This window comes from Kitasatospora sp. NPDC058063 (assembly GCF_042885395.1).
Lineage (GTDB): Bacteria > Actinomycetota > Actinomycetes > Streptomycetales > Streptomycetaceae > Kitasatospora > Kitasatospora lactacystinica.
This window is the reverse complement of sequence record NZ_JBHVSD010000024.1, coordinates 112,491-135,709: the sequence shown is the minus strand read 5'-3', so window position 1 is coordinate 135,709 and position 23,219 is coordinate 112,491. Positions and strand designations below refer to the sequence as shown.

Genomic DNA, 23,219 nt, shown 5'->3' with positions numbered 1-23,219 from the left:
TTCGGGACTCGGGCGGTGCCCGGGTCGGTGCTTGTCATTCATTCAGACGGACTGTATGAATGAATCCAAGTGAACCACAGCACACCGCGAGTGCAAGTCCAAAGGAGCGATGGGACATGGGAGTTCTGCAGGTGCGGTACCCCGATCTGGCCGACCGGGTGGTCGTGATCGCCGGCGGCAGCCGCGGCATCGGTGCGGAGACCGCCCGCGCCTTCGCCCGGCAGGGCGCGGCCGTCGCCGTCCTCGGCCGCGACGAGGCGGCGCTGAAGGAGGTGGCCGGGGAGCTGCGGGCGGAGGGCGCCCGGGCGCTCGGGCTGGTCGCCGACTGTACGGACGCGACGGCACTCGGCTCCGCCGCCGCCCGGATCGAGCAGGACCTCGGCCCGGTCGACGTCCTGGCGGCCTTCGCCGGTGGCGACGGCTACCCGGTGCCGACCGTCCGCGAGACCGAGGAGCACTGGCGGGCCGTGCTGGACGGCAACCTCACCGCCACCTTCCTCACCGTCCAGGCCTTCCTGCCCGGCCTGCTGGCCCGCGGCAGCGGTTCGATCGTCACCATGGCCTCCACGGCGGGCCGGCTGCCCAGCGGCGCCTCCGCCGCCTACGCCACGGCCAAGGCGGGCGTGCTGATGTTCACCCGGCACCTCGCCCTGGAGGTCGCCGGTGAGGGCGTGCGGGTCAACGCCGTCGCGCCGGGTGCCGTCCGTACCGAGCGGACGGCGGCGCAGATGCCGCCCGAGGTGCAGGCCGCGGTCGCCGCCGCGCACCCGCTGGGCCGCCTCGGCGAGCCGGTGGACATCGCCTCGGCGGTGCTCTTCCTGGGCTCGGACGCGTCCTCCTGGATCACCGGGCAGACCCTGGACGTCAGCGGCGGGCGGGTCATGCTCTGAGCGGCCGGGCCGTCCCGGCGGGCGCCGGGGCGGCCCCGCCCGGGTGAACCGATCGGCGATACTGCCAGTTCACGCGGACGAGCGGAACGAGTGGAGGCGAGCGGGATGAGCCCCCGGTCCTACCGGATGGGACAGCGGCAGGCGGAGGTCGACGAGACCCGCGCCCGGATCGTCGCGGCCGCCCGCGCGCACCTGGCCGAGACCGGCGGGGTCTCGCTGGACGCCGTCGCCCGCCGCGCGGACGTCGCCCGGGCGACCGTCTACTACCAGTTCGGCTCCAAGGCGGGCCTGCTGGAGGCGGTCTGCGACGCCCTCGCCGCGCAGGGCGGTATGGCCGGGCTCGCCGAAGCCTTCACCCTGGCCGACCCCTGGGCAGCGGTGGACCGCTTCGTCGAGGTGATGGGCGGCTTCTGGGCGGTCGACCGGGTCTGCACCCGGCGGCTGCGGGCCCTCGCCGCGCTCGACGAGGAGGTGGGCCGGGTCATCGCCGACCGCGACGCCCGCCGCCGCGAGGGTGCCGCCGTCCTGGTCGGCCGGCTGCCCGCCGCCCCGCCGGACGCGGCCAGCCTGCTCTTCGTCCTCACCGCCTTCGAGACCTACGACGCGTTGGAGACGGAGGCGGAGGCGGAGGCGGAGATGGGGACGGGGACGGGGACGGGGACGGCGGGCACGCCGGACGGCGGCGGTGGTGGTCCGACCGCCGCCACCCCGGCCGTCATCCGTCTGGTCCGCGCCGCGCTCGGCGGGCCGGTGGAGCGGCCGTAGCGGCGGCGGGGCCGACGGGCGGCCCGGTCAGCCGGTCTGCCGCGCGGCCATGCCGAGGATCCCGGCGGTGACCGCCGCGGGGTCGTCGGTGGGCAGCGAGTGTCCCGCGCCGGGGACGATCTCGACCCGGGCGGCGGGAACCAGCCGGTGCAGGCGGTCGGCGACGGCCCGGGAGTCGTGCAGGGCGCTGCGTTCGCCGAGGAGGAAGAGGGCGGGGGCGGTGAGCCGGCCGAGTTCCTCGTCGGTGAGGGTGGCGGCCGGGGGCAGCCGGCGGCGGAAGCCCATCGAGGCGCGGACCAGGGCCATCAGTTCGGTCTCCAGGACGGCGCTGTTGCCGACCAGTCGGGCCAGCCGGGGTCGCAGCGGTCGCGGCGCCATGGCGGCGAGGCCGCCGAGGATCATCCAGGTGTAGAAGCGGCGGTCCAGGTCGGCCAGGCCGGCCGTGTCGACCAGGGTGAGTCCGGCGGTCCGGCCGGGGTGGTGGATCTGGTGGTTGAGGGCGATCCAGCCGCCGTAGGAGCAGCCGACCAGGTGGGCGGTGGGCAGGTCGAGGGCGGTGAGCAGGTCCTCCAGCCAGCGGGCGGCGTCGCGGCCGTCCGCGATGGGGGCGCTCTGCACGCTGGCGCCCGGTTCGCCGACGGTGTCCACGGCGATCACGGGGTGCTGCGCGGCGAGGGTGTCGAGGTAGCCGTGCCACATCAGCGCGTTGCCGCCGGAACCGGGCAGCAGCACGATCGGCCGTCCTTCGGCGGGGCCGGTGCGGTAGACGCGGGTGGTGCCGTAGCCGGTGGGGACGTCGAGCGGCGTCCACGGCCGGGGCCGCAGTTCGGTCAGCGCGCGCTCGTAGGCGGTGCGGAAGCGGGCTTCGGCCTTGCCGTTCCTGAACTCGCTGATTCGCATGGTACATGTGTATCACATGCATGATACGGGTGTACCAGGAGAACGGGTCGGACGTACGGAGGCCGGAACATGACCGCGAAGGTCGACCACGAGGAACGCCGCCGGCAGATCGCCGAGGCCCTGCTGCGCATCGCCGACACCCAGGGCCTGCAGTCCGCCAGCATGCGGGCGGTCGCGACCGAGGCCGGCGTCTCCCTGCGACTCGTGCAGTACTACTTCACGACCAAGGAGGGCCTGCTCCTGGACGCCCTGGCCAGGCTCGGCACCCAGCTCCAGACCCGGATGGAGCAGTGGATCGGCCCGGCGCGCGCCCCCCGGGAGGTGGTGACGGCGGTCCTGTCCTGCATCCTGCCGACGGACGCCGAGAGCCGCCGGATCACCAGGACGTACGCGGCGTACTACACGCTGGTCCTCGGCGACCCCGAGGTGCTGGAGAAGCAGGCCGCGCAGCCGCCGGTCGTGCTGGAGGGCTTCCTCGCCAAGCAGCTGCGCGCGGCGCAGCAGGCCGGGGAGATCGGGCCGGAGCGGGACGTCGACACGGTCGCGGCCGGGCTGCTGGCGATGGTCAACGGACTCGGCTCCAGCGTCCTGGGCGGCCAGCGCACCGGTGAGCAGGCGCTCGCGGTCCTCGCGTACCACCTGGACGAGCTGTTCGGCCGGCCGGAAGCCGGCTGAGGGCACGCCCGCCCAACCCCCGCCCCGCCGAATCGCCGCCCCGTCGATCCCCGCCGCGGCCGGCTCCCCACCCCGCCGCCGCCCCGCCCCGCCGATCCCGGTGGCGGGCCGGCACCCCTCGCGGCAAGGGGGTTAACACCCGTACGGGACGGGTGCTTTCCCCGTTCTGCGGGCGGGCCGGCCGCCGCCAGACTCGGGGCATGCCCGCGCAGCCCGTGATGACGACCGAAGCGCCCGAAGCCCCCTCCCCCCGGCCGGGGAGCGGTGGCAGCGACTTCGCCCAGTTGACCCGCCGGATAGCCGCCGAGGGCCTGCTCGACCGGCGCCCCGGCTACTACGCCGTCCGCGTGGGCCTGGCGCTCGCCGCCTTCCTCGGTGGCTGGTACGCCCTGTTCGCGCTGGGCGACACCTGGTGGCAGCTCGGCCTGGCGGCGGCGATGTCCGTCGTCTTCGCCCAGATCGGCCTGCTCTCCCACGACCTGGCGCACCGCCAGGTCTTCGACCGCCGGCTGCCGAGCGAGATCGGCGGCCGGATCGCCGCCAACCTGCTGATGGGCATGAGCTACGGCTGGTGGATGAACAAGCACACCCGCCACCACGCCAACCCGAACCACGAGGAACGGGACCCGGACGTCGCACCCGAACTCCTGGTGTGGTCCAAGCGGCAGGCCCGGCAGGCGAGCGGCCTCGCCCGGTTCATCGGCCGCCGGCAGGCGTACCTGTTCGTCCCGCTGCTCCTGCTGGAGGGCCTCAACCTCAGCTTCAACAGCTTCCGCGCGCTGCGCAGCCCCGTCATGAAGCGCCCGGTGCTGGAGGGCGTGCTGCTGGTGGTCCACTTCGCCGGCTACTTCGGCCTGGTGTTCGCCGCGCTCCCGGCCGGCAAGGCGGTCGCCTTCCTGGCCGTCCACCAGGCGCTGCTCGGGGTCTACCTGGGGTCCGTCTTCGCCCCGAACCACAAGGGCATGCTGATGGTGACGCCCGGGATGAAGCTCGACTTCCTGCGCCGCCAGGTGCTCACCTCGCGCAACGTCCGCGGCGGGCTGCTCGTCGACTCGCTGATGGGCGGCCTCAACTACCAGGTGGAGCACCACCTGTTCCCCAGCATGCCGACCCCGGCGCTGGGGCGGGCCGCCCGGATCACCCGGGAGTTCTGCGCCGAGAAGGGCGTCCCGTACTGCGAGACCGGCCTGTTCCGCTCCTACCGGGAGATCTTCGCCCACCTGCACCGGGCCGGTGAGCCGCTCCGCTCCGACGGGTGACCGTCGCCTCCGCCGCGGCGGCCGGCGGTCACCTCCGCCGCGGCGGGAGGCGCGGGAGGGCCTGAACGCCGCTGTCCCGCGCGGGAGCTCGGACCGGCCGACGTCCCGTACGGACCGGCCGTCCTGCGGCACCGACCGTACGGCTGCGCGTTCGCGCCCGTACGATGCCCGAGCGGGGTGGGCGGAGGCCGGAGGTGGATGTGGTTCGGTTCTGGCTGCGGTGGGTGATGATCGCGGTCCTGGGGACGGCGGTCGTGTTCGGCGGCTGGGCGGGGTGGCGGCTCTACCGCGCCACGGCCATCCCGGCCGCTCCGGACGTCCCGGGGCTCGCACAGACCGCGGTGACCGTCGAGGCCCGCCGGGCGGCCGAGGAGCGGATGGCCGACCGGATCGACCGGCTGCCCGAACTGCTGCCGTGGGCGCAGGGGTTGGGGAGGTCGACGGTCGACGTGTGCCGCACCGACTACCGCGGTGATCTGTTCAGCCGGGGCACCTGGCTGCCGGTGGCCTGCGAGCGGACGGTCAACGTCTACCTGGCCTTCGACGGGGGTGACGTCCGCTCCCGGCTGGCCGATCTGGACCGGTACCTGGACGGCCAGGGCTGGCGCAGCTCGCAGAGGTGGAACAGCCTGGTCGCGGCCGACGAGTACGACCACCAGCCGCCCGCCGACCCGACCCCGGAGGAGGCGGCTGAGGCGGCGGCCAGGCCGATCGCCCCGTCCGTGGAGTTCGCGCTGGCGACGGGCGAGGCGGTGCGGACGGAACTGGCCGTGAACGTCACCCGGCCGCCCGGCCCCGAACTCCTGACCTCCGGCGAGGACTACTGGTACGAGAAGTACGGAAGCCGGCGCTACCGGAACGACGAGGGGCAGCGGTCCGCGTACCTGGCCTGGCAGCCCGTGCGGCCGAGCGAGGTCACGAAGGCGGCCGAGGGCCGGTACGTGGCGGTCCTGGGCTTCACGACCAGGTACGCGCAGCACGAGGCCGGGTAGGGCCGGCCGGCCGCGGCCGGTTCTGTCCGGGCCCTGCAGGGCCCGCGCCTCGGGCCCTGCAGGGCCTGTCCGGGGCCCGTCGGCCTCAGGCCTTCCGCTCGAAGCCGGCCAGCAGGCCGCGCGGGTCGAAGGTGACCCGGATCCGGGTGATCCTCCCGTCCTCGACGTGCATCCAGTTCGCCGTGGGCGCCGGCGGGGCGATGCTCGTGCACAGCTCGAACCAGGTGATCACCTCGTCGCCCTCGGCCACCCGGACCTTCACGTCGATCTTCTCCAGCACCTGCCCGAGCCCCTTCAGCCCGGCCAGCGCCTCCTCCACCCCGGAGGCCGTCCCCAGCGCGCCGACGAAGTCGACGTCCTCGGCCAGCAGTCCCCGGACGGTCTCGAAGTCGCCCGCCTCCCAGGCGGTGAAGTAGGTCTCGGCAAGCTCACGCGCGGTCTTCGTCGTCGTCATGCCTCCATGCTCCCGGCCACCACGACCATCCGTCCAACAGATGAATCAGATGGCACCTATCTCTACTGATGATGGAAGAAGGGTGTGCTGCGTGATCGGCGGGCCGCGGCTGTCGGCCGGGCCGTGACCGCCCCGCGCGGCCGCGGCCCGGGCGTTCGGGCGTTCGGGCGTCCGCCGGCCCGTCCCCGGGCGGGTGGCTCGTCCGGCGGGCCGATCGGCCGAGCGGATGGAGCACCCGGTCGAATATCGTCACCGGTCATGGAGATGCACCAGCTGCGCTACTTCGCCGCCGTGGTCGACGAGGGGACCTTCACCGCCGCCGCGGCCCGGCTGCACGTGAGCCAGTCCGGCATCAGCACCCAAGTGGCCAAGCTGGAGCGCGAACTGGGCCAGCTGCTGCTCGACCGGGCGGGCCGGCAGGTGCGCCTCACCCCGGCCGGCGAAGCGGTCCTCCCGCTGGCGAAGAACGCCCTGGCCACCCTCGACGCCATCCAGCACACCGCCGCCGAGTTCGCGGACGCCGTCCGCGGCCGGGTCCGGCTGGGCATGATCACGGGCTGTTCGATCCCGCCCTTCCTGGACGCCGTCGCCGACCTCGGGCGCAGTCACCCCGGCATCGAACTCAGCCTGCACGAGGGGCACTCCGAGGACCTCCAGGCGCAGGTCCTGGCCGGCTCGCTCGACCTGGCCCTGATCGGCTACGCGGGCGAGGTCTTCCCGGGCCTGGAGGCCACCGTCGCCATCGACGAGCCGATCGCCGCCGTCGTCCCCGTCGGGCACGCCCTGGACCGGGCGCGGCTGCGGCTCGCGGACCTGCGGGGCGAGAAGATCCTCTGCCTCTCCCCGGGCACCGGCATCCGTGCCGCCTACCGGGGCTCCTGCCGGCGGCTCGGTCTCGACCCGCGGGTGGACATCGAGGCCAGCTCCCCGGTCGCCCTGCTCCGGCTCGCCGAGCGCGGCGCGGGCGTGGCCGTCCTCAGTGCCTCCTCCGCCGCGGGCGACGGACTGCGGGCCGTCCCGCTGGCCGACGCCGCTGTCCGGGCCCGGCTCGGGCTGGTCGCCCGCCGCGACCAACCCTCCCCGGCCGTACGGCTGTTGATGGCCCGGCTGAGGGCGGCGCTGCGGCAGGGCTGATCCCGTACCGCTCGTGATCATGCCCAGCCGGGCCCGGTGCCCCCGGCTCAGGCCTTCCCGCGCGGGTCGCGGCCCGAGGCGGCCAGCGCGCGGTCCCACGCGGGGGCGTCCTCCGGCAGGGCCACCGCCTCGGCGAAGCCCGCGTACTGCCGGTACAGCTCGGCGTTCTCCGCCACGATCTCCCCGGTCAGCAGGGCGAGTTCCTCGTCGACCTCGATCCGCCCGCCGGTCGCCCGGGCCACGTCCCAGCCGTGCAGCAGCAGCTCCAGGATCAGCATCCGGGCGATGCCGACGGCCGGCATCGGGCTGCCGCCGAGGTCGACGTCGCCCTCCCAGGCGGCCGGGTCCGCCCAGGCCGCGACCGCGCGCTCCAGCTGGGCCGCGTAGGCGGAGCGCCAGTCGGCGTCGGCGGCGAAGTCCCGCGCGTTCAGCTCCTCGGGCAGCTCGATCCGCCGGGCCCGGTGCTCCAGGCCGTGCGAGGTGTAGAGCACCCAGTGGTTGATCAGCGCGCGGGTGTCGAACTCCGGGCAGGGCGTCGGCGCGTCCAGCGGCTGGTCGGCCGGGACGGCGGCGGCGACACCGGCAGCGGCGGAGGCGGCGCGGGTCAGGAGCGGGTGCATCGGGTGGGCGTTCATGGCCCCGATTCTGGGCCGGGCCGCACCGGCGGGTCTTGAAGAAACGCGACGACTAGCCTGGCGGCATGGGCATGGACTCCCCGGCCTCCCCGGACACTCCGGTCTCCCCGGGCTCACCGGACCCCCGGGCCTCCCCGGACACTCCCGACCTCGGCCGGGGCGTGCTCCACCCCGCCCGGGCGGCCGAGCTGATCACCGTGGACCGGCTCGCGCCCGACCCGGCCGTGGCGGTGTTCGTCGAGTACTACTGGCTGGTCCGCTGGGACCTGCACGGCCTGCCGCCGTACGAGCAGAAGGTGCTCGCCCACCCCAACGTCCACCTGGTCTTCGAGGCGCAGGGGGCGCGGGTGTACGGGGTGGACCGCTCGCTCTTCGTCCGCCGGCTGGAGGGCGCCGGGCACGTGCTGGGCGTACGGTTCCGTGCCGGCGCCTTCCGCGCCCTCGCGGGGCACCCGGTGAGCGGGCTCGCCGACCGTTCCGTGTCCGCCGCCGAGTACTTCGGGCCCGGGGCCGACCGCTTCAACGCGGAGGTCCTCGGGGCGCCCGGCGATCCGGCCGCGCTCGCCGACGCCTTCCTCCGCCCCCGGCTGCCCGCGCCCGACCCGGTCGCCGCCGAGGTCGCCGCCGTGGTGGACCGGATCACCCGCACGCCGGACCTTCGCCGGGTGGACGAGCTGGCCGCCGAGCTGGGCCTGACCGTCCGCCGTCTCCAGCGGCTGTTCGCCGAGTACGTCGGCGCCTCCCCGAAGTGGGTGCTGCGCCGGGCCCGTCTCCACGAGGCCGCCGAACGCGCCGGTACGGACGGCGGGTTGGACCTGGCCGCGCTCGCCGCCGAGCTGGGCTACGCCGACCAGGCGCACCTCACCCGGGACTTCACCGCCGCCGTCGGTGTCTCCCCGGCCCGGTACGCGGGGTCGCGCCGGACTCCGGCTACGCCCCCAGGAAGCGCTGCAGCTCGTCCAGCACGTAGTTGGCCCCGGTGTACCCGATCCCCTGGAACCACAGCTGGTCGTCCACCGGGAACGCCCGGTGCCCCTTGACGGCTCCCAGCGCCTGCCACCCCGGGCTCGCGAGTGCCGCGGTGGCGCCGGACAGCTCCGGATCGCCGTACGTGGCGTACAGCAGCAGGTCGCCGTCGGCGCGGGCGAGCTGGTCCGGCGGGATCTCGAAGTCCGACTGGTCGACGTTCTGTGCGTCGGGCCGGCCGATCTGGGCGTCGGAGAGCACCGTCCCCGGGAAGCTCTGCCGCCCGAACAGCCGGATGCCGCCGCCCTCCACGAACCGCACCAGGCTCACCTTGCGCCCCGACAGCTTCGCCGCCGCCAGCGCCTGCGCGACCTGTCCGGCGTGCTTCTGGTACGCGCCGGCGAAGGCCGCCCCGGCCGCCTCCCGGCTCAGCGCCTGGGCGTGCAGCTGGAAGTCGGCCTTCCACGGCGCCCCGGAGGTCTGGGTGAGCACGGTGGGGGCGATCTCCCGCAGCTGCTCGTAGCGGTCGCCGTCGCGGGTCTGGTTGGAGAGGATCAGGTCCGGCCGCAGTGCCCGTACGGTCGGCAGGTCGGGTGCGCCGACCGGGCCGACCAGCCGGATCCCGGCCGTCCGGGAGGCCGGCCAGTACTCGGGGTAGCTGGTGTCGCGGCCGGGCAGCGCGGCGCCGACCGGGGTGATGCCGAGGGTCAGCGCGGAGTCGAGCACGTCGGTGTCCAGCACGACCACCCGCATCGGCGCGCCCGGCACCACGACCGGGCCGGTGGCGGCGTTCACCGTCACCGGCGGCACCGGAGCCGGGGACGGCCAGGCGCCGGTGGCGGGGCCGTCCGCGGCCCCGGGGGCCGGGTGCCGGGTGGTGCAGCCGGCGGCCGCCGCGAGCGCGCCCGCGCCGAGGCCGGTCAGGAGGGTGCGGCGGGAGATCCGGGGCATCGGCGGTCCTCTGGCGGCGCGGGCGGGTCGGGGCGCCGTCGATTATGTCCGAAATGGCAGCTAAAGTGCCGTTAAGCGGGAGCGCCGTCCGGGGTCAGCGCCACCCACGGGGCGCCCGGCACGACCAGCGGGGTGCCGGTCACCGGGTCCGGCACCACCACCGAGTCCAGCCCGAACACCTCCCGCACCAGCTCGGCCGTCACCACGTCCGCGGGCGGGCCCTGCGCCACCACCCGGCCGTCCCGCATCGCCACCAGGTGGTCCGCGTACCGGGCGGCCTGGTTGAGGTCGTGCAGCACCGCGACGACCGTCCGGCCGCGCTCGACGTTCAGCCGGCGGACCAGGTCCAGCACCTCCACCTGGTGCGCGATGTCCAGGTAGGTGGTCGGCTCGTCCAGCAGCAGGATGTCGGTGCCCTGGGCGAGCGCCATCGCGATCCAGGCGCGCTGGCGCTGGCCGCCGGACAGCTCGTCCATGCTCCGCTCGGCCAGTTCGGCGGTGGAGGTGCGCTCCAGCGCCTCGGCGACCGCCGCCTCGTCCTCCGGCGACCACTGCTGCCACCAGCTCTGGTGCGGCTGGCGGCCGCGCGCGACCAGGTCCGCCACCGAGATGCCCTCCGGGGCGGTCGGCGACTGCGGCAGCAGGCCGAGCCGCTGGGCGATCCGCTTGGTCGGGATCCGCGCCAGCTCCTCGCCGTCCAGCAGCACCGCGCCCCGGACCGGCTTCAGCAGCCGGCCGAGCGCCCGCAGCAGGGTCGACTTGCCGCACGCGTTCGGGCCGACGATCACCGTCACCCGCCCGTCCGGAACGGCCACGTCCAGGTCCTCGACGACCGTGCGCGCCTCGTAGGCCAGGGTGAGGCCCCGGGCCTCCAGACGGTGAGCGGACATCAGGAACCTCCACGGCGGGATCGGATCAGCAGCCACATCAGGTACGGGGCGCCGACCATGCCGGTCACCACGCCCACCGGCAGCTCCGTCGGAGCGAGCAGCCGCCGGGCGATCAGGTCGGCGAGGACCACCACCAGCGCGCCGGTCAGCGCCGAGCAGAACAGCGGGATCTGCGCCGAGCGGGCCAGCCGCAGCGCGATCTGCGGGGCCATCAGCGCGACGAAGTCCACCGGCCCGGCGGCCCCGGCCGCGCACGAGGCCAGCACGATGCCCAGCAGCGCCATGCCGAGGCGGATCCGGTCCAGGCGCAGGCCGAGGCCGACGGCGGTGGCGTCGTCGAAGGAGATCGACCGCTGGGCGCGGGCGGCCCACAGCGCGACCGGCAGGGCGGCGAGCAGCACCCGGGCGAGCCATCCGGCCTGGTCGTAGCCGGCGCCGTTCAGGCTGCCGGTCATCCAGACCTTGGCGGCCTGGGCCTGGAAGCCGTCGCCCTTGGTCAGGAAGACGGAGGTGAGGGAGGACAGCGCGACGCTGATGCCGATGCCGATCAGCACGAAGCGATGCGCGTGCAGGCCGCGCCGCCAGGCCAGCGCGTACACCAGCAGCCCGGCCACCAGCCCGCCGGCCACCGCCGCGTACGGGGCCTGGCCGGTCGAGCCGACCACGCCGTACGCCATCAGGCCGACCACGGTCGCGGTCGCGCCCCAGGTCACGCCCACCACGTCGGGGCTGGCCAGCGGATTGCGGGCGACGGTCTGGATCAGCGCCCCGGCCAGCCCGAGCGCCAGGCCGACCAGCAGCCCGACCACCACCCGGGGCAGCCGGAACTCGCCGACCACCAGCTCGTGCGGGCTGGGCCGCCCGAGCACCACCTTGACCACTTCGCCCGGCGGGACGGTGGACTCGCCCAGGCAGAGCGCGGCCACCACGGTCGCCGCCAGCGCCGCCAGCAGCCCGGCGGCGACGGCCACCGAGCGCCGGTGCAGCAGGAACGACGCCCGTCCGGCCCGGACGACGGAGTACCCGCGCAGGGGGACGGAACCGTTGCGGGGGCGGGGAGTCGCGCCGGGGCCGGGAGTCGCGCCGGGGACGGAACTCATGCCGCCACCACCTTCCGGCGGCGGACCAGGGCCACCAGCACCGGGACGCCGACCAGGGCCGTCATCACGCCCGCCGGGACCTCGGACGGCGGGAACAGGACCCGGCCGAGGGTGTCGGCGAGCAGCAGCAGCGCCGGGCCGAGGACGGCGGAGAAGCCGAGGATCCAGCGGTGGTCGGCGCCGGCCACCGCGCGGGCCGCGTGCGGGACGGCGAGGCCGATGAAGGCGATCGGACCGGCCGCCGCGACCGCCGAACCGGTCAGGACGGTCGCGCCGAGCGCGCCGACCGCCCGGACCAGGCCGGTCTTGGCACCCAGCCCCTTCGCGGTGTCGTCGCCGAGCGCCAGCGCGTCCAGTCCGCGCGCCACCGCGACCACCAGCACCGTGCCGACGGCCAGGAACGGCAGCAGCTGCCAGGCCACGTCCGAGGTCCGCCCGGAGAGCGAGCCGACGTGCCAGAAGCGGAACTGGTCCATGGTGGCCGCGTCGGTGGTCAGCACCAGGGTGTTGAGCGAGGCGATGAAGGCGGACGTCGCCGAGCCGGCCAGCGCCAGCTTGATCGGCGTGGCGCCGCCCCGGCCGCGCCCGGCGAGCCCGTACACCAGCACGGTGGCGATCACGGCGCCGACGAAGCCGAACCAGACGTACCCGGTGAGGGTGGAGACGCCGAAGCCGGAGATGGCGACCACCACGCCGGCCGCCGCGCCCTGGGAGACGCCGAGGATGCCGGGGTCGGCGATCGGATTGCGGGTCAGGCCCTGCATGACGGCCCCGGCCAGGCCGAGCGCCGCGCCGACGGCCAGGCCGACAACGGTGCGCGGCACCCGCAGCTCGCGGATCACCACGGCGTTGGCGGTGTCGCCGCCGTGCAGCAGGGCGTCGAGGGTGTCGCCGAACGGGATGGTCCGGCTGCCGACCGCCAGGCTCAGCAGCACCGCGGCGGCCAGGACGGCGAGGGCGGCGGCGAGCCACAGTGGTCGGCGCCGAGGCGCGCGGTACGGCGAGCCGGGCGGTGCGCCGGGCGGTGCGCCGGGCGGTGCGCTGGTGTCGGTCATGGGCCCTCTCCGCAGACAACTCAGGTAAACCTAAGTTCAGCCGAGAAGCCCGGGCAAATCGCCTCGTGGTCCGCGGCGCCGGTTGGGTAGCCTGACGGCATGTCCGCGACCCCACCCACTCCGCTCACCGTCGGCTTCGACCTCGACATGACGCTGCTGGACACCCGGCCGGGTATCCGCGCCACCTACCTGGCGCTCTCCGCCGAGACCGGCACCTACATCGACGCCGACCTGGTGGTCACCCGGCTGGGCCCGCCGCTGCTGGACGAGATCCGCAACTGGTTCCCGGAGGCCGACGTGGAGCGGGTCGTCGACCGCTACCGCGAGCTCTACCGCGACCTCGCCTTCGCCCCGACCGTGGCCCTGCCCGGCGCGCACGCCGCCGTCGAGGCGGTCCGCGCCCACGGCGGCCGGGTCGCGGTGATCACCGGCAAGTACGAGCCGAACGCGCGCCTCCACCTGGAGCACGCCGGGCTGGCCGCGGACACCGTGATCGGCGACCTGTGGGCGGAGACCAAGGGCGACGCGCTGCGCGAGCACGGCGCGAGCGTCTACGTCGGCGACCACCTGGGCGACATCCGGGGCGCCCGGCGCGCGGACGCCGTCGCGGTCTGCGTGCCCACCGGCCCGTACAGCGCGCAGGAGCTGCGCGAGGCGGGTGCGGACGTGGTGCTGGCGGACCTCACCGACTTCCCGGACTGGCTCGCCGCGCACCTGGCCGAACGCTAGCGCAGGCCCGCTGCGGCCTGCGGCGGCCCGTGGCGGTCAGGCGGGCCCGTAGCGGTCCGCGCGGGCCCGCAGCCGGTCCTCGGCGGCCGTCCCGGCCGTCCTCAGGACTCGACGGGCGCGCTCCGGCGGCGCTGGGACCGCGCGTTCAGCAGCAGCCCGGTCAGCGCGGCCAGGAAACCGGCCGGCATCAGCATGCTCAGCCAGTAGGCCGCCGTCGGCAGCGGCGTCAGGTGCAGGAACAGCGGGACGAAGGTGACCAGGGTGGCGAGTGCGCCGAGACCGAAGACGATCGCCCCGGCCTTGACGTACACGTCGCCGGGGTCGGTGCTCTGGCTGCTCACGTCTGCTCACTCCTCCGGGCCGGTCGGCACTGTCCCCAGTCTGGCAGAGCGGCGGCCGGGGGCCGCCACCGGAGCGGGTCGGTCACGTTGCGCAGTTTCCCGGCAGCTGAACGTTTTGATCCCTGTTGAGCGGGGGTATGCACGGGGTGCCGAGGGGCGCTACAGGTGCGCCCCGCGTCCTCAGACCCGGGGGGTGTGAGCCGATGGACCGCGCGGAGCCGCGCCACGGCCGTGCCGGCGCCGGGTTGCCCGTGACCGCGAGATCCCGGTCCCGCCGCCCCGACCGGGCCTCGGAACGCGGATCCCTCGCGGAACGCGGATGAGGCAGTGACGGACGGTTAGTCTGCTCCTGACCGCGTGCCGGCCATGAGCGCCCACGGGCGCCGAGTCGAGGCCGGTCGTCTTTTCCCACCACCCAGTGATCCCCGGCCCGGGCCGGGATCCCCCACACCCATTCGAGGACTGTTCGAGATGCCCACCGGCCAGGTCAAGTGGTTCAACGAGACGAAGGGCTTCGGCTTCCTGTCGCGCGACGACGGCGGCGACGTCTTCGTCCACACCAAGGCGCTGCCCTCCGGTGTCACGTCGCTGAAGCCGGGCCAGCGGGTCGAGTTCGGCGTGGTCGCCGGGCACCGCGGGGACCAGGCGATGGCGGTGCAGCTGCTGGAGGCGCTGCCCTCGGTGGCCGCCGCCCAGCGCCGGAGCGCCGACGACATGGCACCGATCGTCCAGGACCTGATCACCACGCTGGACGCGGTGCTGCCCGGTCTCCAGCGCGGGCGCTACCCCGCCAAGCCGACCGGCCAGAAGCTGGCCGGCCTGCTGCGCGCGGTGGCCGACCAGTTCGACGTCTGACCGTCGGCCGGCCGACGGCTAGAACGCGAGCGCACCCGGGTCGAGCGGGGGCACCAGCCCCTCCGCGGCGGCCCGGGTGAGCAGCGCGCGGACGGCGGCGTAGCCCTCCTCGCCGAGGTCCTCGCTGAACTCGGTGACGTACAGCCCGATGTGCTGCTCGGCGACGTCCAGGTCCATCTCCTGGGCGTGCGCCAGCACGTACTCGCGGCTCGCCGCCGGGTCCGCCCAGGCCTGCCGCACGGAGGCGCGGATCGCGTCGGCGATCGCCCGCAGCCGCTCGGCGCCGAGCGAGCGCCGGGCGACGATCGCGCCCAGCGGGATCGGCAGGCCGGTCTCCTGCTCCCAGGCCTCGCCCATGTCGGCCAGGCTGTGCAGGCCGTACTGCTGGTACGTGAAGCGTGCCTCGTGGATCACCAGGCCGGCGTCCACCCGGCCGTCCCGGACGGCGGGCATGATCTCGTGGAACGGCAGGACGACGATCTCGCCGAAGCCGCCCGGCACCGCCTTCGCCGCCCAGAGCCGGAACAGCAGGTAGGCGGTGGAGCGCTCGGAGGGCACCGCGACGGTCTTCCCGGCCAGGTCGGCGGGGGAGGCCACGCCCGGCAGGGTGAGCACCAGCGGGCCGCAGCCGCGGCCCAGCGCGCCGCCGCAGGGCAGCAGGGCGTACTCCTCCAGGACCCAGGGCAGCGCGCCGTAGCTGATCTTCAGCACGTCCAGCTCGCCGCGTTCGGCCCGGCCGTTGGTGACGTCGATGTCGGCGAAGGTCACCTCGGGGGCGTCCGCCCCGGGCACCAGGCCGTGCGCCCAGGCGTGGAAGACGAAGGTGTCGTTCGGGCAGGGCGAGTACGCGATGCTCAGCCGTTCAGCCACGGCCGGCCTCCTCAATCGGTTCGTGCCGCGCGGCCGGGTCCGGTTCGTGGCGCGCGGCCAGGTCGTGCACGGGCAGCGCGGCGAAGGCCCGCTCCAGGGCGGCCAGCGCCTCGCCGATCCGCCAGGCGGCCCGGTCGCGCGGGCCCACCGGATTGGACACCGTGCGCAGTTCGAGGGCCGGCACGCCGTACCGGGCGGCGGCCTCGGCCACCCCGAAGCCCTCCATCGCCTCGGCGACGGCACCGGGGTGGCGGGCGGCCAGTTCGGCGGCCCGCGCGGCGCTGCCGGTGACGGTGGAGACGGTCAGTACCGGGCCGACGGCGAGGCCCGGACCGTCCAGCGCCCGCGCGACCAGCGCGACGGCGGCCGGGGGCGGGGCGTGCCGGACGGTGCCGAAGCCCAGCTCGGTGACGTCGGCGAAGCCCTCGGGGGTCTCGGCGCCGAGGTCCGCGGCCACGATCGCGTCGGCCAGCACCGTGGAGCCGACCGGGGCGAGCGGGGCGAAGCCGCCGGCGATCCCGGCCGAGACGGCCAGCGCGTACGGGTGGGCCGCCAGCGCGGCACCGGCACCGGCGGCGGCCGCGGCCGGGCCGACCCCGGCGGCCAGCACGTCCACCGGCACCTCCTGGGCCCGGTGCAGCGTGCCGCCGGGCAGCGGCAGCGCGGCGGTCGCACCGGGCAGGCCGCGCAGCACGGCCTCGGCCTCGGCGGCCACCGCGACGACGACGAGCAGCCGGGCCCGTGCGGGGCCCGACTGCTCGGTGCGGCCGTCGGTGACGGCGGGCGCGGTCATCGCAGGACCGGTCAGCCGTTGTTGGAGGTGGCGCCCTCGGTCTTCAGCTGGAAGTACCAGACGGCGATCGGGGCCTCCTGGTTCGGGTCGCCCTCGACCACGGTCACCACGGTCTTGCCGCTGGAGTTGAGCACCTTGTTCGCCGGCTGGGCGCCGGACCAGGTCGGGCCCTTGGCGGCCGAGAACAGGGTGTAGCGACCGCCCTGGTTGGACGAGCCGCCGTTGGTGAAGGCCCACCAGCCCGTGTCGGCCACGTTGGGGGAGACCCCGATGCCGACCCGGTCGCTCCCCACGACGTCCGAGGTGGGCAGCGTGCCGTCGCGCAGGGCCTTGGTCGCGTCCTCCTGGCACTTCTGCTGCTGGTCGTCGGTGAGCGGGCTGCCGGCGTTCCAGCACAGCGGGTCCGCGACGATCGAGGAGTTGCCGACCGTGAGGGTGGCACGGTGCGAGATGTGCTCGGTCTGGCCGGCGGCAATGGCGACGGAGGTGCCCACCGTGGCGGCGCCGACCACGACGACGGCGCCGAGGGCGGCGATGGCACGGGAATTGAGGCTCATGCGTCAGAATCTACCGGGCCCGGCCGATCACGCGACGCGGGGGTCGGCACCGCGTGTTGCCGCGCCGTCGCGGTCAGGCGACCCGGGGCGTCGCCGGGTGCCGCCGCGGCCCCACCCGCAGGAGTGAGCGCAGCGTCCACAGCAGCGCCAGGCCGACCACCCCGGCGGCGATCGACAGGCCCAGCTTCCCGTTCAGCGGCAGCAGGATGCCGACCGCGCCGCCCGCCACCCAGGACAGCTGCATCAGGGTCTCCGAACGGGCGAACGCCGAGGTCCGCACCGCCTCCGGGACGTCCCGCTGGATCAGCGCGTCCAGCGCCAGCTTGCCCAGCGAGGCCGCCATCCCGGCCACCGCGGCGACCACGACCACCGTCACCACGCCGTACCAGAGCGCGGCCGCGGCCGTCGCGCAGGTCGCCAGCAGCAGCATCGCGCTGATGGTCTTCTCCGGGCCCCGGGTGCGCAGCCAGGACCCGAGCACCGAGCCCAGCGCGTTGCCCGTCCCGGCGGCCAGCGCCACCAGGCCCAGCGCCACCGTCGGCTGCAGCCCGCCGATCGGCTCCTCCCGCAGCAGGAAGGCCAGGAACATCACCAGGAAGCCGACCAGCCACTTCATCGCCGACATCGCCCGCAGCGCCAGGATCACCGAGGGGCCGACCGTGCGCAGCGAGGCCTTGACCGGCGGCGGCCTGTGGTGGATCAGGTGCGAGCCCTCGCCGTGCACCTCGGCGTGCAGGACGGCGCGCTGCTCGCCCTTGGCGGAGTCCACCGCGGGCGGCAGGTGGAAGGCCATCAGGGTGCCGACCACGAACACCAGGAAGGCGCCGCGCAGCGGCCAGCCGGGCCCGACCAGGTGCAGCAGCCCGCCCACCCCGGCCGCCACGCCGGTGGCCAGCAGTCCGGCCAGGGTGACCCGGGAGTTCGCCTTCACCAGGGACAGCCGGCTCGGCAGCAGTCGCGGCACCACCACGCTGCGCACCACGCCGTACGCCTTGGACGCGACCAGCACGCCGAGCGCCTCCGGGTAGAGCGCGATGCCGCCGCCGACGATCACCCCGGCCATCGTCCAGGCCAGCACCGCCCGGGCCAGCATCGCCATCGCCATGGCCGCCCGGCGGCCGTGCGGCAGCCGGTCCAGCAGCGGGCCGATCACCGGGGCCAGCAGGGCGAACGGGGCCATCGTGATCAGCAGGTAGAGCGCGACCCGGCCGCGGGCCTCGCCGGTGGGCACCGAGAAGAAGATGGTGGACGCCAGAGCGACGGTGATCAGCATGTCGCCGAAGGAGTTGAGCGCGTGCAGCTCGATCAGCTTCGCGAGGCCGGACTCGCCCGCGCCCTCGGCGGCGGTGGCCCGGCGGATCCGGCGGCCGGTGCCGTGCACCACCTTGCCGGTGCGGGAGCCGGCGGCGGAGGCGGTGCGGATCAGGAAGTGCCGGCGGGGCTCGGGGGCCTCGTCCTCGTCCCCGTCCGGCTCCCGCGGGGCCCGGTCGGGGCTGTCCGGGGCTTCGGCCCCGGAGGGGTCCACGGTGTCCGCGGGCGGCCCGGGGCCGTCCGCCGGCTGCGGTTCGTCCGCGCCGGGGACCGGGGGCTGCTGTCGCGGCACGGCGTCCGTAGGGTCGGGGCTGCCGGCCCGTGGGTCGCGCAGTGCGTGCTGCGACGGGTCGTGGTCCGCCACAAGCCCATCCTGCCCCAGAATCCCCGAGCCGACGCGGGAGCGGGCCCGGTTCGGCGCGGTCCCGGAAGGGCCGGGTCCGCCCCGGACTGTGCCGGGGCGCCGACCGACGGGTAGCCTGCCCAAGGTCGACCCGCCGACCCGCCGGGGCGCCGGCAGGCCGGTCGAGCGGCGCGGCCGGTACCCGAGGGGGCTCCCGGTCACGCAGAATGGACGAGGGACACCGAGCCGCGACGGAACAGGCAACACGCCGTGGGCGACAGAAGAACTGGGAGAGAATCGACGCCGTGAGTGCTGCGATGCGAAGCCGTACCCCCGACCGGCTCTGTGCCGAGGCCGTCGAACTCGCCCGTCAGGCCGCCGAGGAGGCCGTCGGTGCGGAGGCCGTCGGGCTGCACCTGGGTGTCCAGGCGGACGCCGACCGCGTCGTCACCCACACCTTCGAGTGCCTCGACGCGGCCTACCGCGGCTGGCACTGGGCGGTCACCGTCGCCCGTGCGCCGCGCGCCAAGAACGTGACCCTGGACGAGGTCGTGCTGCTGCCCGGCCCCGACGCGGTGCTCGCGCCCCAGTGGGTGCCGTGGAGCGACCGGCTGCGTCCGGGCGACATGGGCCCGGGCGACCTGCTGCCCACCGGCGCCGACGACCTGCGGCTGGAGCCCGGCTGGACCGGCGAGGACGAGCCCGCGCCGAACTCCGCGGTCGCCCTGGCGCAGGACGAGGACCTGGTCGTCACCGACCCGCACGTCCAGCCCGCCCCGGCCCGTGCCCGGATCGACGCCGTCGCCGAGGAGCTGGGCCTCGGCCGCAGCCGGGTGCTCTCCCGGCTCGGCCTGCACCTGGCCGCGGAGCGCTGGGAGAAGTCCCACGGCTCGCAGACCCCGATGGCGCAGGCCGCCCCGGCCTCGTGCGCGAGCTGCGGCTTCCTGGTCCCGATCGGCGGCTCGCTCGGACAGGCCTTCGGCGTGTGCGGCAACGAGTTCGGCCCGGCCGACGGCCAGATCGTCTCCTTCGCGTACGGCTGCGGCGGGCACTCCGAGGCGGCCGTCATCCCGGCCCCGCCGGCGCCGTCCGAGCTGATCCTGGACGAGCTGGTGGTCGAGCCGCTCCCGCTGCACCCCGACCGTGCCTCCGGCTCGGTCGAACCCGACGCCCCGGCCGAGGAGCTCGGCCACTCCTGAGCCGGGCACGCGCCCAGGCTCCAGCGGCCCGCCCGGTCAACGACCGGCGCGGGCCGCGGTGCTTTCCGGACGGCGGACGGCGGGTGCCGGGCGGGCGGCGGAAAGGCCGTCAGGTCCGCCGCCGGCGCCGTCCCCGGCCCGCCGGCGGCGGGGCCCGTGGTCGGGAGCAGTCAGTGGGGCAGGGAAGAATGCCCTACGACGAACAGGGCAGCGGAAGGCGGCAGGTCCAGTGGAACCTCGGATCATCGGCAGCGGCACGGACGAGCACCTCGCGGACCCCTTCGGCAGCGCCGCGCTGCGCCGACGGGTGCTGGCCGCCTGGGCCGCCTCGCCGGCCCGGTTCCGGGAGGACGCCAACGCGGAGGAGGAGCTGGCGCTGGGCGGCTACCGGGACCGTCTGGTGGTCGAGTTGGCGCAGAACGCGGCCGACGCGGCGGTCCGGGCCGGGCACGGCCCGGGCCGGCTGCGGCTGACCCTCGCCGACGGCGTGCTCGCCGCCGCCAACACCGGCGCCCCGCTGGACGAGGCCGCCGTCGAGTCGCTGTCCACCCTGCGCGCCTCCTCCAAGCGCGGTGAGACGCCCGCCGTCGGCCGGTTCGGGGTCGGCTTCGCCGCCGTCCTCGCGGTCACCGACGAGCCCGCCGTGCTGAGCGCGACCGGCGGGGTGCGCTGGTCGCTCGGCGAGGCGCGGGCGCTGGCCGCGGCCCAGCCCGAGCTGGCCGACGAACTGCGCCGCCGGGACGGCCACGTGCCGCTGCTGCGGCTGCCGTTCGCGGCCGAGGGCCCGGCCCCGGCGGGCTACGACACGGTGGTGGTGCTGCCGCTGCGGGACGCCGCCGCCGAGGACCTGACCCGCCGTCTGCTGGCCGGGATCGACGACGCGCTGCTGCTCACCCTGCCCGGCCTGCGCGAGGTCGTGGTGGAGACCCCGGACGGCACCCGGACGCTCACCCGGGACGCCGCGGAGACCCGCCCGGACGGGGTCACCGAGGTCACCGTCACCGACGACGCGGGCGGCCGGCTGCGGCAGACGGTCTGGCAGACCGTCGGGGCCTCCGGCACGCTCGCGGCCGAGCTGCTGGGCGACCGGCCCACCGAGGAGCGCGCCCGCCCGTACTGGACGGTGACCTGGGCCGTCCCGGTCGGCCCGGACGGCGTCCCGCAGCGGCCCGGGATCGCCTCCGTGCTGCACGCGCCCACCCCCAGCGACGAGCCGGTCGGTCTGCCCGCGCTGCTGATCGCCTCGTACCCGCTGGACTCCACCCGCCGGCACGTCGCCCCCGGCCCGCTGGCCGACTTCCTCACCGAGCGCGCCGCCGACAGCTACGCGGAGCTGCTGCGCGCCCGCGGCGCCGACCTCGGCTCGCTCGGCCTCGTCCCGGCCCCGCTCGGCCAGGGCGCGCTGGACAACGCGCTGCGCGCCGAGGTGCTCTCCCGGCTGCCCGAGACGCCGTTCCTGCCGCACCCGGCGCCGGTCGAGGAGGGCACGCCCGCGCTGCGGCCGCGGGACGCGACGCTGCTGGAGGGCGCGGACGGCTCGGTGGTCGAGGCGCTCTCGCCGATCTTCCCGGGGCTGCTGCCGGCCGGCCTGGAGCGCCGCACCGAGCTGCGGGTGCTGAACGTGCGCCGGGTGCCGCTGGCCGAGGTGGTGGACCAGCTCGGCGGGCTGGACCGCGAGCCCGCCTGGTGGCGCAACCTGTACGCGGCGCTGGGCGCGGCCGACCCGGAGGCGCTCGGCGCGCTGCCCGTCCCGCTCGCCGACGGGCGGACGGTCACCGGGCCGCGGCGCGTCCTGCTGCCCTCCGAGGACGCCGACTGGGCGGCCTTCCCCGGCTACCCCGAGTCGCTGGCGGGCGCGCTCGCCGCGCTCGACCTGCGCCTGGCCCACCCCGAGGCGGCCCACCCGCTGCTGGCCAAGCTCGGCGCCGGCACCGCCACCCCGGCCGGGGTGCTGGACACCCCCGAGGTGCGGGCCGCCGTCGCCCGCTCCTACGACCTGGCCGAGGACGACCTGGACGCGGCGCTCGAACTCGCCGACGCCGTCCTGGCCCTGGTGAAGGCCGCTGCCCCGGAGCCGGGTGCCCACCCCTGGCTGGCCCGGCTCGCGCTGCTCGACGACGAGGGCGAGCCCGCCCGGGCCGGCGAACTCGTGCTGCCCGGGAGCCCGTTCGCCGCGCTCGCCCGCGAGGAGGACGCCGGCTGGGTGGACGACGAGCTGCTGGAGCGCTGGGGGCCGGAGGTGCTGACCGCTGTCGGCGTGCTGGCCGACTTCGTGCTGGTGCGCGCCGAGGACGTGGTGCTCGACCCGGACGACCTGGAGCGGCTCGACCCCACCGTCCCGGCCGACCGCGCGGCCGGCGGCCACCCCACCGGCCTGCTGGACGAGGCGCCGGACGGGCTCGCCGAGTGGGCCGAGGACGCGCTGGAGGCGCTGCAGGCCGACGAGGCGGTCGGCGTCCCGCCGGTGGCCGCCGAGCTGCTGGCCGTGCGCGACCTCGACCTGGTGGACGACGACGCCTGGCCGGAGGCGCTCGCGGCGCTGGCCCGCCCGCCGTACCGGGACGCGGTGGTCGCCCCGGTGCGCACCCTGCTGCCGGACGGCTCGTACGCCGACCTGCCGCCGTACACCGCGTGGTGGCTGCGCGACCACCCGGTGCTGGCGGGCCGGGAGCCGGCCGGTCTGCGCGCCGCCGGGGCCGACCCGCTGCTGCGCGGCCTGTACGACGAGGCCCGCACCACCCTGGACGACCAGTTCCTGCACGCGCTCGGGGTGCGCACCACGCTGGCCGCGCTGCTCGCCGAGCCGCACGGGCCGGACGAGGTGCTGGACCGGATGACCGACCCGGAGGCCGAGGTCGGCCACCGTCAGCTGCACGGCATCCACACCGCGCTGGCCCGGGTGGACCGTGGGCGGATCGAGCCGCTGGACGTGGTGCGGGCGCTGCCGCCGCTGGACCCGGACACCGGGCGCCGGCCGGACCACACGGTGGTGGTGGACGCCACCGAGGCGGTCGTCGCGGACGCCCCCGACCTGGTCCAGCTGCTGCACCCGTACCCGCTGCTGCCGGTCGCCCCGGCGCTGGCCGCCGACCTCGCCGAGCGGCTGCACGTGTCGCTGGCCAGTGAGGTGGCGGGCGGCCGGGTGCTCTCCGAGGGCGTGCTGCACCGGGTCCCGGCGGTGGTGCGGGAACTGCTGCCCGGCTGCCCGGTCGCCTACGAGGAGCACGAGGAGCTGCTGGTCGTCGGGCCGGACGGCGGCGAGGCGGCGGTGGACTGGCGCTGGGACACCGGGGCGGACGCCCCGGAGCCGCCGTACGACCCGGAGCTGGCCGAGGCCGGCGACGAGGACGACGAGTTCGAGGTCCCGCCGGTGCCCGGTCTGCTGCACGCGGCCACTCCGGAGGGCCTGGCCGCCGGGCTGGCCTGGTCGGTCGGGCAGTGGCACCGCCGCTTCGAGGTGCTGGCCGCCCTCAGCGAGCCGGACCGCGCCTACGAGCTCTCGGCCGCCCGCGACTTCGAGGGCTGAGCGCCCCCCGCGGGCCCGCCCCCCCGCGG

The 23,219-nt window shown here is 75.9% G+C and carries 23 protein-coding genes; 11 read left to right on the top strand and 12 right to left on the bottom strand.

Features of this window, described 5'->3' with window-relative positions; all coding sequences use genetic code 11:
• The first annotated feature begins 116 nt into the window (after nt 1-116).
• Both ACFVUY_RS33335 and ACFVUY_RS33330 read left to right on the top strand, forming a co-directional pair.
• Nucleotides 117-890: an SDR family NAD(P)-dependent oxidoreductase gene (locus ACFVUY_RS33335; RefSeq protein WP_359905802.1), complete on the top strand. Its 774-nt coding sequence runs from the start codon at nt 117-119 to the stop codon at nt 888-890.
• Between the two features lie 105 nt (nt 891-995).
• Entirely contained in the window at nt 996-1,655 is a 660-nt protein-coding gene (locus tag ACFVUY_RS33330; RefSeq protein ID WP_387736031.1) for a TetR/AcrR family transcriptional regulator, read from the top strand.
• Between the two features lie 27 nt (nt 1,656-1,682).
• Here the strand turns inward: ACFVUY_RS33330 and ACFVUY_RS33325 are convergent, their stop codons facing one another.
• A complete protein-coding gene (locus tag ACFVUY_RS33325; protein WP_387736029.1) occupies nt 1,683-2,555 on the bottom strand; it encodes an alpha/beta fold hydrolase in 873 nt (290 codons plus the stop codon).
• 69 nt (nt 2,556-2,624) lie between these two features.
• Here ACFVUY_RS33325 and ACFVUY_RS33320 point away from each other — a divergent pair, with 69 nt between their 5' ends.
• The 3 genes from ACFVUY_RS33320 to ACFVUY_RS33310 all read left to right on the top strand — a co-directional run bounded on the left by ACFVUY_RS33320 (nt 2,625) and on the right by ACFVUY_RS33310 (nt 5,481).
• Nucleotides 2,625-3,230: a TetR/AcrR family transcriptional regulator gene (locus ACFVUY_RS33320; protein ID WP_387736026.1), complete on the top strand. Its 606-nt coding sequence runs from the start codon at nt 2,625-2,627 to the stop codon at nt 3,228-3,230.
• Between the two features lie 218 nt (nt 3,231-3,448).
• The gene (locus ACFVUY_RS33315; protein ID WP_387736060.1) at nt 3,449-4,489 is read left to right on the top strand and encodes a fatty acid desaturase family protein; all 1,041 of its coding nucleotides are present in this window, start codon (nt 3,449-3,451) and stop codon (nt 4,487-4,489) included.
• A 194-nt stretch (nt 4,490-4,683) separates the two neighbouring features.
• Entirely contained in the window at nt 4,684-5,481 is a 798-nt protein-coding gene (locus ACFVUY_RS33310; protein ID WP_387736023.1) for a hypothetical protein, read from the top strand.
• Between the two features lie 85 nt (nt 5,482-5,566).
• Here the strand turns inward: ACFVUY_RS33310 and ACFVUY_RS33305 are convergent, their stop codons facing one another.
• Nucleotides 5,567-5,935 (bottom strand): nuclear transport factor 2 family protein, encoded by a 369-nt coding sequence (locus ACFVUY_RS33305; RefSeq protein WP_387691616.1) that lies wholly within the window; start codon nt 5,933-5,935, stop codon nt 5,567-5,569.
• 258 nt (nt 5,936-6,193) lie between these two features.
• On the opposite strand from ACFVUY_RS33305, the gene ACFVUY_RS33300 reads away from it, so the two are divergent.
• Nucleotides 6,194-7,069, top strand: coding sequence for a LysR family transcriptional regulator (locus tag ACFVUY_RS33300; protein WP_387691614.1), 876 nt, complete (start codon nt 6,194-6,196; stop codon nt 7,067-7,069).
• Between the two features lie 47 nt (nt 7,070-7,116).
• Here ACFVUY_RS33300 and ACFVUY_RS33295 read toward each other — a convergent pair whose 3' ends face one another.
• On the bottom strand, nt 7,117-7,704 hold the full coding sequence (locus tag ACFVUY_RS33295) for a TIGR03086 family metal-binding protein (protein WP_387736020.1): 588 nt from the start codon (nt 7,702-7,704) through the stop codon (nt 7,117-7,119).
• Between the two features lie 65 nt (nt 7,705-7,769).
• Between ACFVUY_RS33295 and ACFVUY_RS33290 the strand changes: the two genes are divergently transcribed.
• A complete protein-coding gene (locus ACFVUY_RS33290) occupies nt 7,770-8,744 on the top strand; it encodes a DUF6597 domain-containing transcriptional factor (protein WP_387736017.1) in 975 nt (324 codons plus the stop codon).
• On the opposite strand, the gene ACFVUY_RS33285 is transcribed toward ACFVUY_RS33290, so the two are convergent.
• The 4 genes from ACFVUY_RS33285 to ACFVUY_RS33270 form a co-directional block, all read right to left on the bottom strand.
• Nucleotides 8,635-9,621 carry an iron-siderophore ABC transporter substrate-binding protein gene (locus tag ACFVUY_RS33285; RefSeq protein ID WP_359905773.1) on the bottom strand — a complete coding sequence of 329 codons (987 nt, stop codon included), beginning with the start codon at nt 9,619-9,621 and terminating at the stop codon, nt 8,635-8,637. The two genes, ACFVUY_RS33290 and ACFVUY_RS33285, sit on opposite strands and share 110 nt — an antisense overlap.
• A gap of 71 nt (nt 9,622-9,692) precedes the next feature.
• Nucleotides 9,693-10,511, bottom strand: coding sequence for an ABC transporter ATP-binding protein (locus tag ACFVUY_RS33280; protein WP_387736015.1), 819 nt, complete (start codon nt 10,509-10,511; stop codon nt 9,693-9,695).
• Entirely contained in the window at nt 10,511-11,611 is a 1,101-nt protein-coding gene (locus ACFVUY_RS33275) for a FecCD family ABC transporter permease (protein ID WP_387736013.1), read from the bottom strand. The genes ACFVUY_RS33280 and ACFVUY_RS33275 overlap by 1 nt, the downstream gene beginning before the upstream one ends.
• Nucleotides 11,608-12,666: a FecCD family ABC transporter permease gene (locus tag ACFVUY_RS33270; protein ID WP_387736010.1), complete on the bottom strand. Its 1,059-nt coding sequence runs from the start codon at nt 12,664-12,666 to the stop codon at nt 11,608-11,610. Before ACFVUY_RS33270 ends, ACFVUY_RS33275 begins: the two co-directional genes overlap by 4 nt.
• A gap of 99 nt (nt 12,667-12,765) precedes the next feature.
• Here ACFVUY_RS33270 and ACFVUY_RS33265 point away from each other — a divergent pair, with 99 nt between their 5' ends.
• Nucleotides 12,766-13,395 carry an HAD family hydrolase gene (locus ACFVUY_RS33265; protein ID WP_387691600.1) on the top strand — a complete coding sequence of 210 codons (630 nt, stop codon included), beginning with the start codon at nt 12,766-12,768 and terminating at the stop codon, nt 13,393-13,395.
• Between the two features lie 101 nt (nt 13,396-13,496).
• On the opposite strand, the gene ACFVUY_RS33260 is transcribed toward ACFVUY_RS33265, so the two are convergent.
• Nucleotides 13,497-13,736: a hypothetical protein gene (locus tag ACFVUY_RS33260; RefSeq protein WP_380538335.1), complete on the bottom strand. Its 240-nt coding sequence runs from the start codon at nt 13,734-13,736 to the stop codon at nt 13,497-13,499.
• A 471-nt stretch (nt 13,737-14,207) separates the two neighbouring features.
• Here ACFVUY_RS33260 and ACFVUY_RS33255 point away from each other — a divergent pair, with 471 nt between their 5' ends.
• On the top strand, nt 14,208-14,591 hold the full coding sequence (locus ACFVUY_RS33255; RefSeq protein WP_359905755.1) for a cold-shock protein: 384 nt from the start codon (nt 14,208-14,210) through the stop codon (nt 14,589-14,591).
• Between the two features lie 18 nt (nt 14,592-14,609).
• Here the strand turns inward: ACFVUY_RS33255 and ACFVUY_RS33250 are convergent, their stop codons facing one another.
• The 4 genes from ACFVUY_RS33250 to ACFVUY_RS33235 all read right to left on the bottom strand — a co-directional run bounded on the left by ACFVUY_RS33250 (nt 14,610) and on the right by ACFVUY_RS33235 (nt 18,234).
• A complete protein-coding gene (locus ACFVUY_RS33250) occupies nt 14,610-15,461 on the bottom strand; it encodes a 1,4-dihydroxy-6-naphthoate synthase (protein ID WP_359905752.1) in 852 nt (283 codons plus the stop codon).
• Nucleotides 15,454-16,254 carry a futalosine hydrolase gene (locus ACFVUY_RS33245; RefSeq protein ID WP_387691597.1) on the bottom strand — a complete coding sequence of 267 codons (801 nt, stop codon included), beginning with the start codon at nt 16,252-16,254 and terminating at the stop codon, nt 15,454-15,456. Before ACFVUY_RS33245 ends, ACFVUY_RS33250 begins: the two co-directional genes overlap by 8 nt.
• Before the next feature lie 11 nt (nt 16,255-16,265).
• A complete protein-coding gene (locus ACFVUY_RS33240) occupies nt 16,266-16,811 on the bottom strand; it encodes a hypothetical protein (protein WP_387691595.1) in 546 nt (181 codons plus the stop codon).
• A gap of 73 nt (nt 16,812-16,884) precedes the next feature.
• Entirely contained in the window at nt 16,885-18,234 is a 1,350-nt protein-coding gene (locus tag ACFVUY_RS33235; protein WP_387691668.1) for an MFS transporter, read from the bottom strand.
• Between the two features lie 548 nt (nt 18,235-18,782).
• Between ACFVUY_RS33235 and ACFVUY_RS33230 the strand changes: the two genes are divergently transcribed.
• Nucleotides 18,783-19,664, top strand: a complete 882-nt coding sequence (locus ACFVUY_RS33230) for a DUF3027 domain-containing protein (protein WP_359905871.1) — start codon at nt 18,783-18,785, stop codon at nt 19,662-19,664.
• Between the two features lie 229 nt (nt 19,665-19,893).
• Nucleotides 19,894-23,190 carry a sacsin N-terminal ATP-binding-like domain-containing protein gene (locus ACFVUY_RS33225; protein WP_387736008.1) on the top strand — a complete coding sequence of 1,099 codons (3,297 nt, stop codon included), beginning with the start codon at nt 19,894-19,896 and terminating at the stop codon, nt 23,188-23,190.
• The last annotated feature ends 29 nt before the right edge of the window (nt 23,191-23,219 follow it).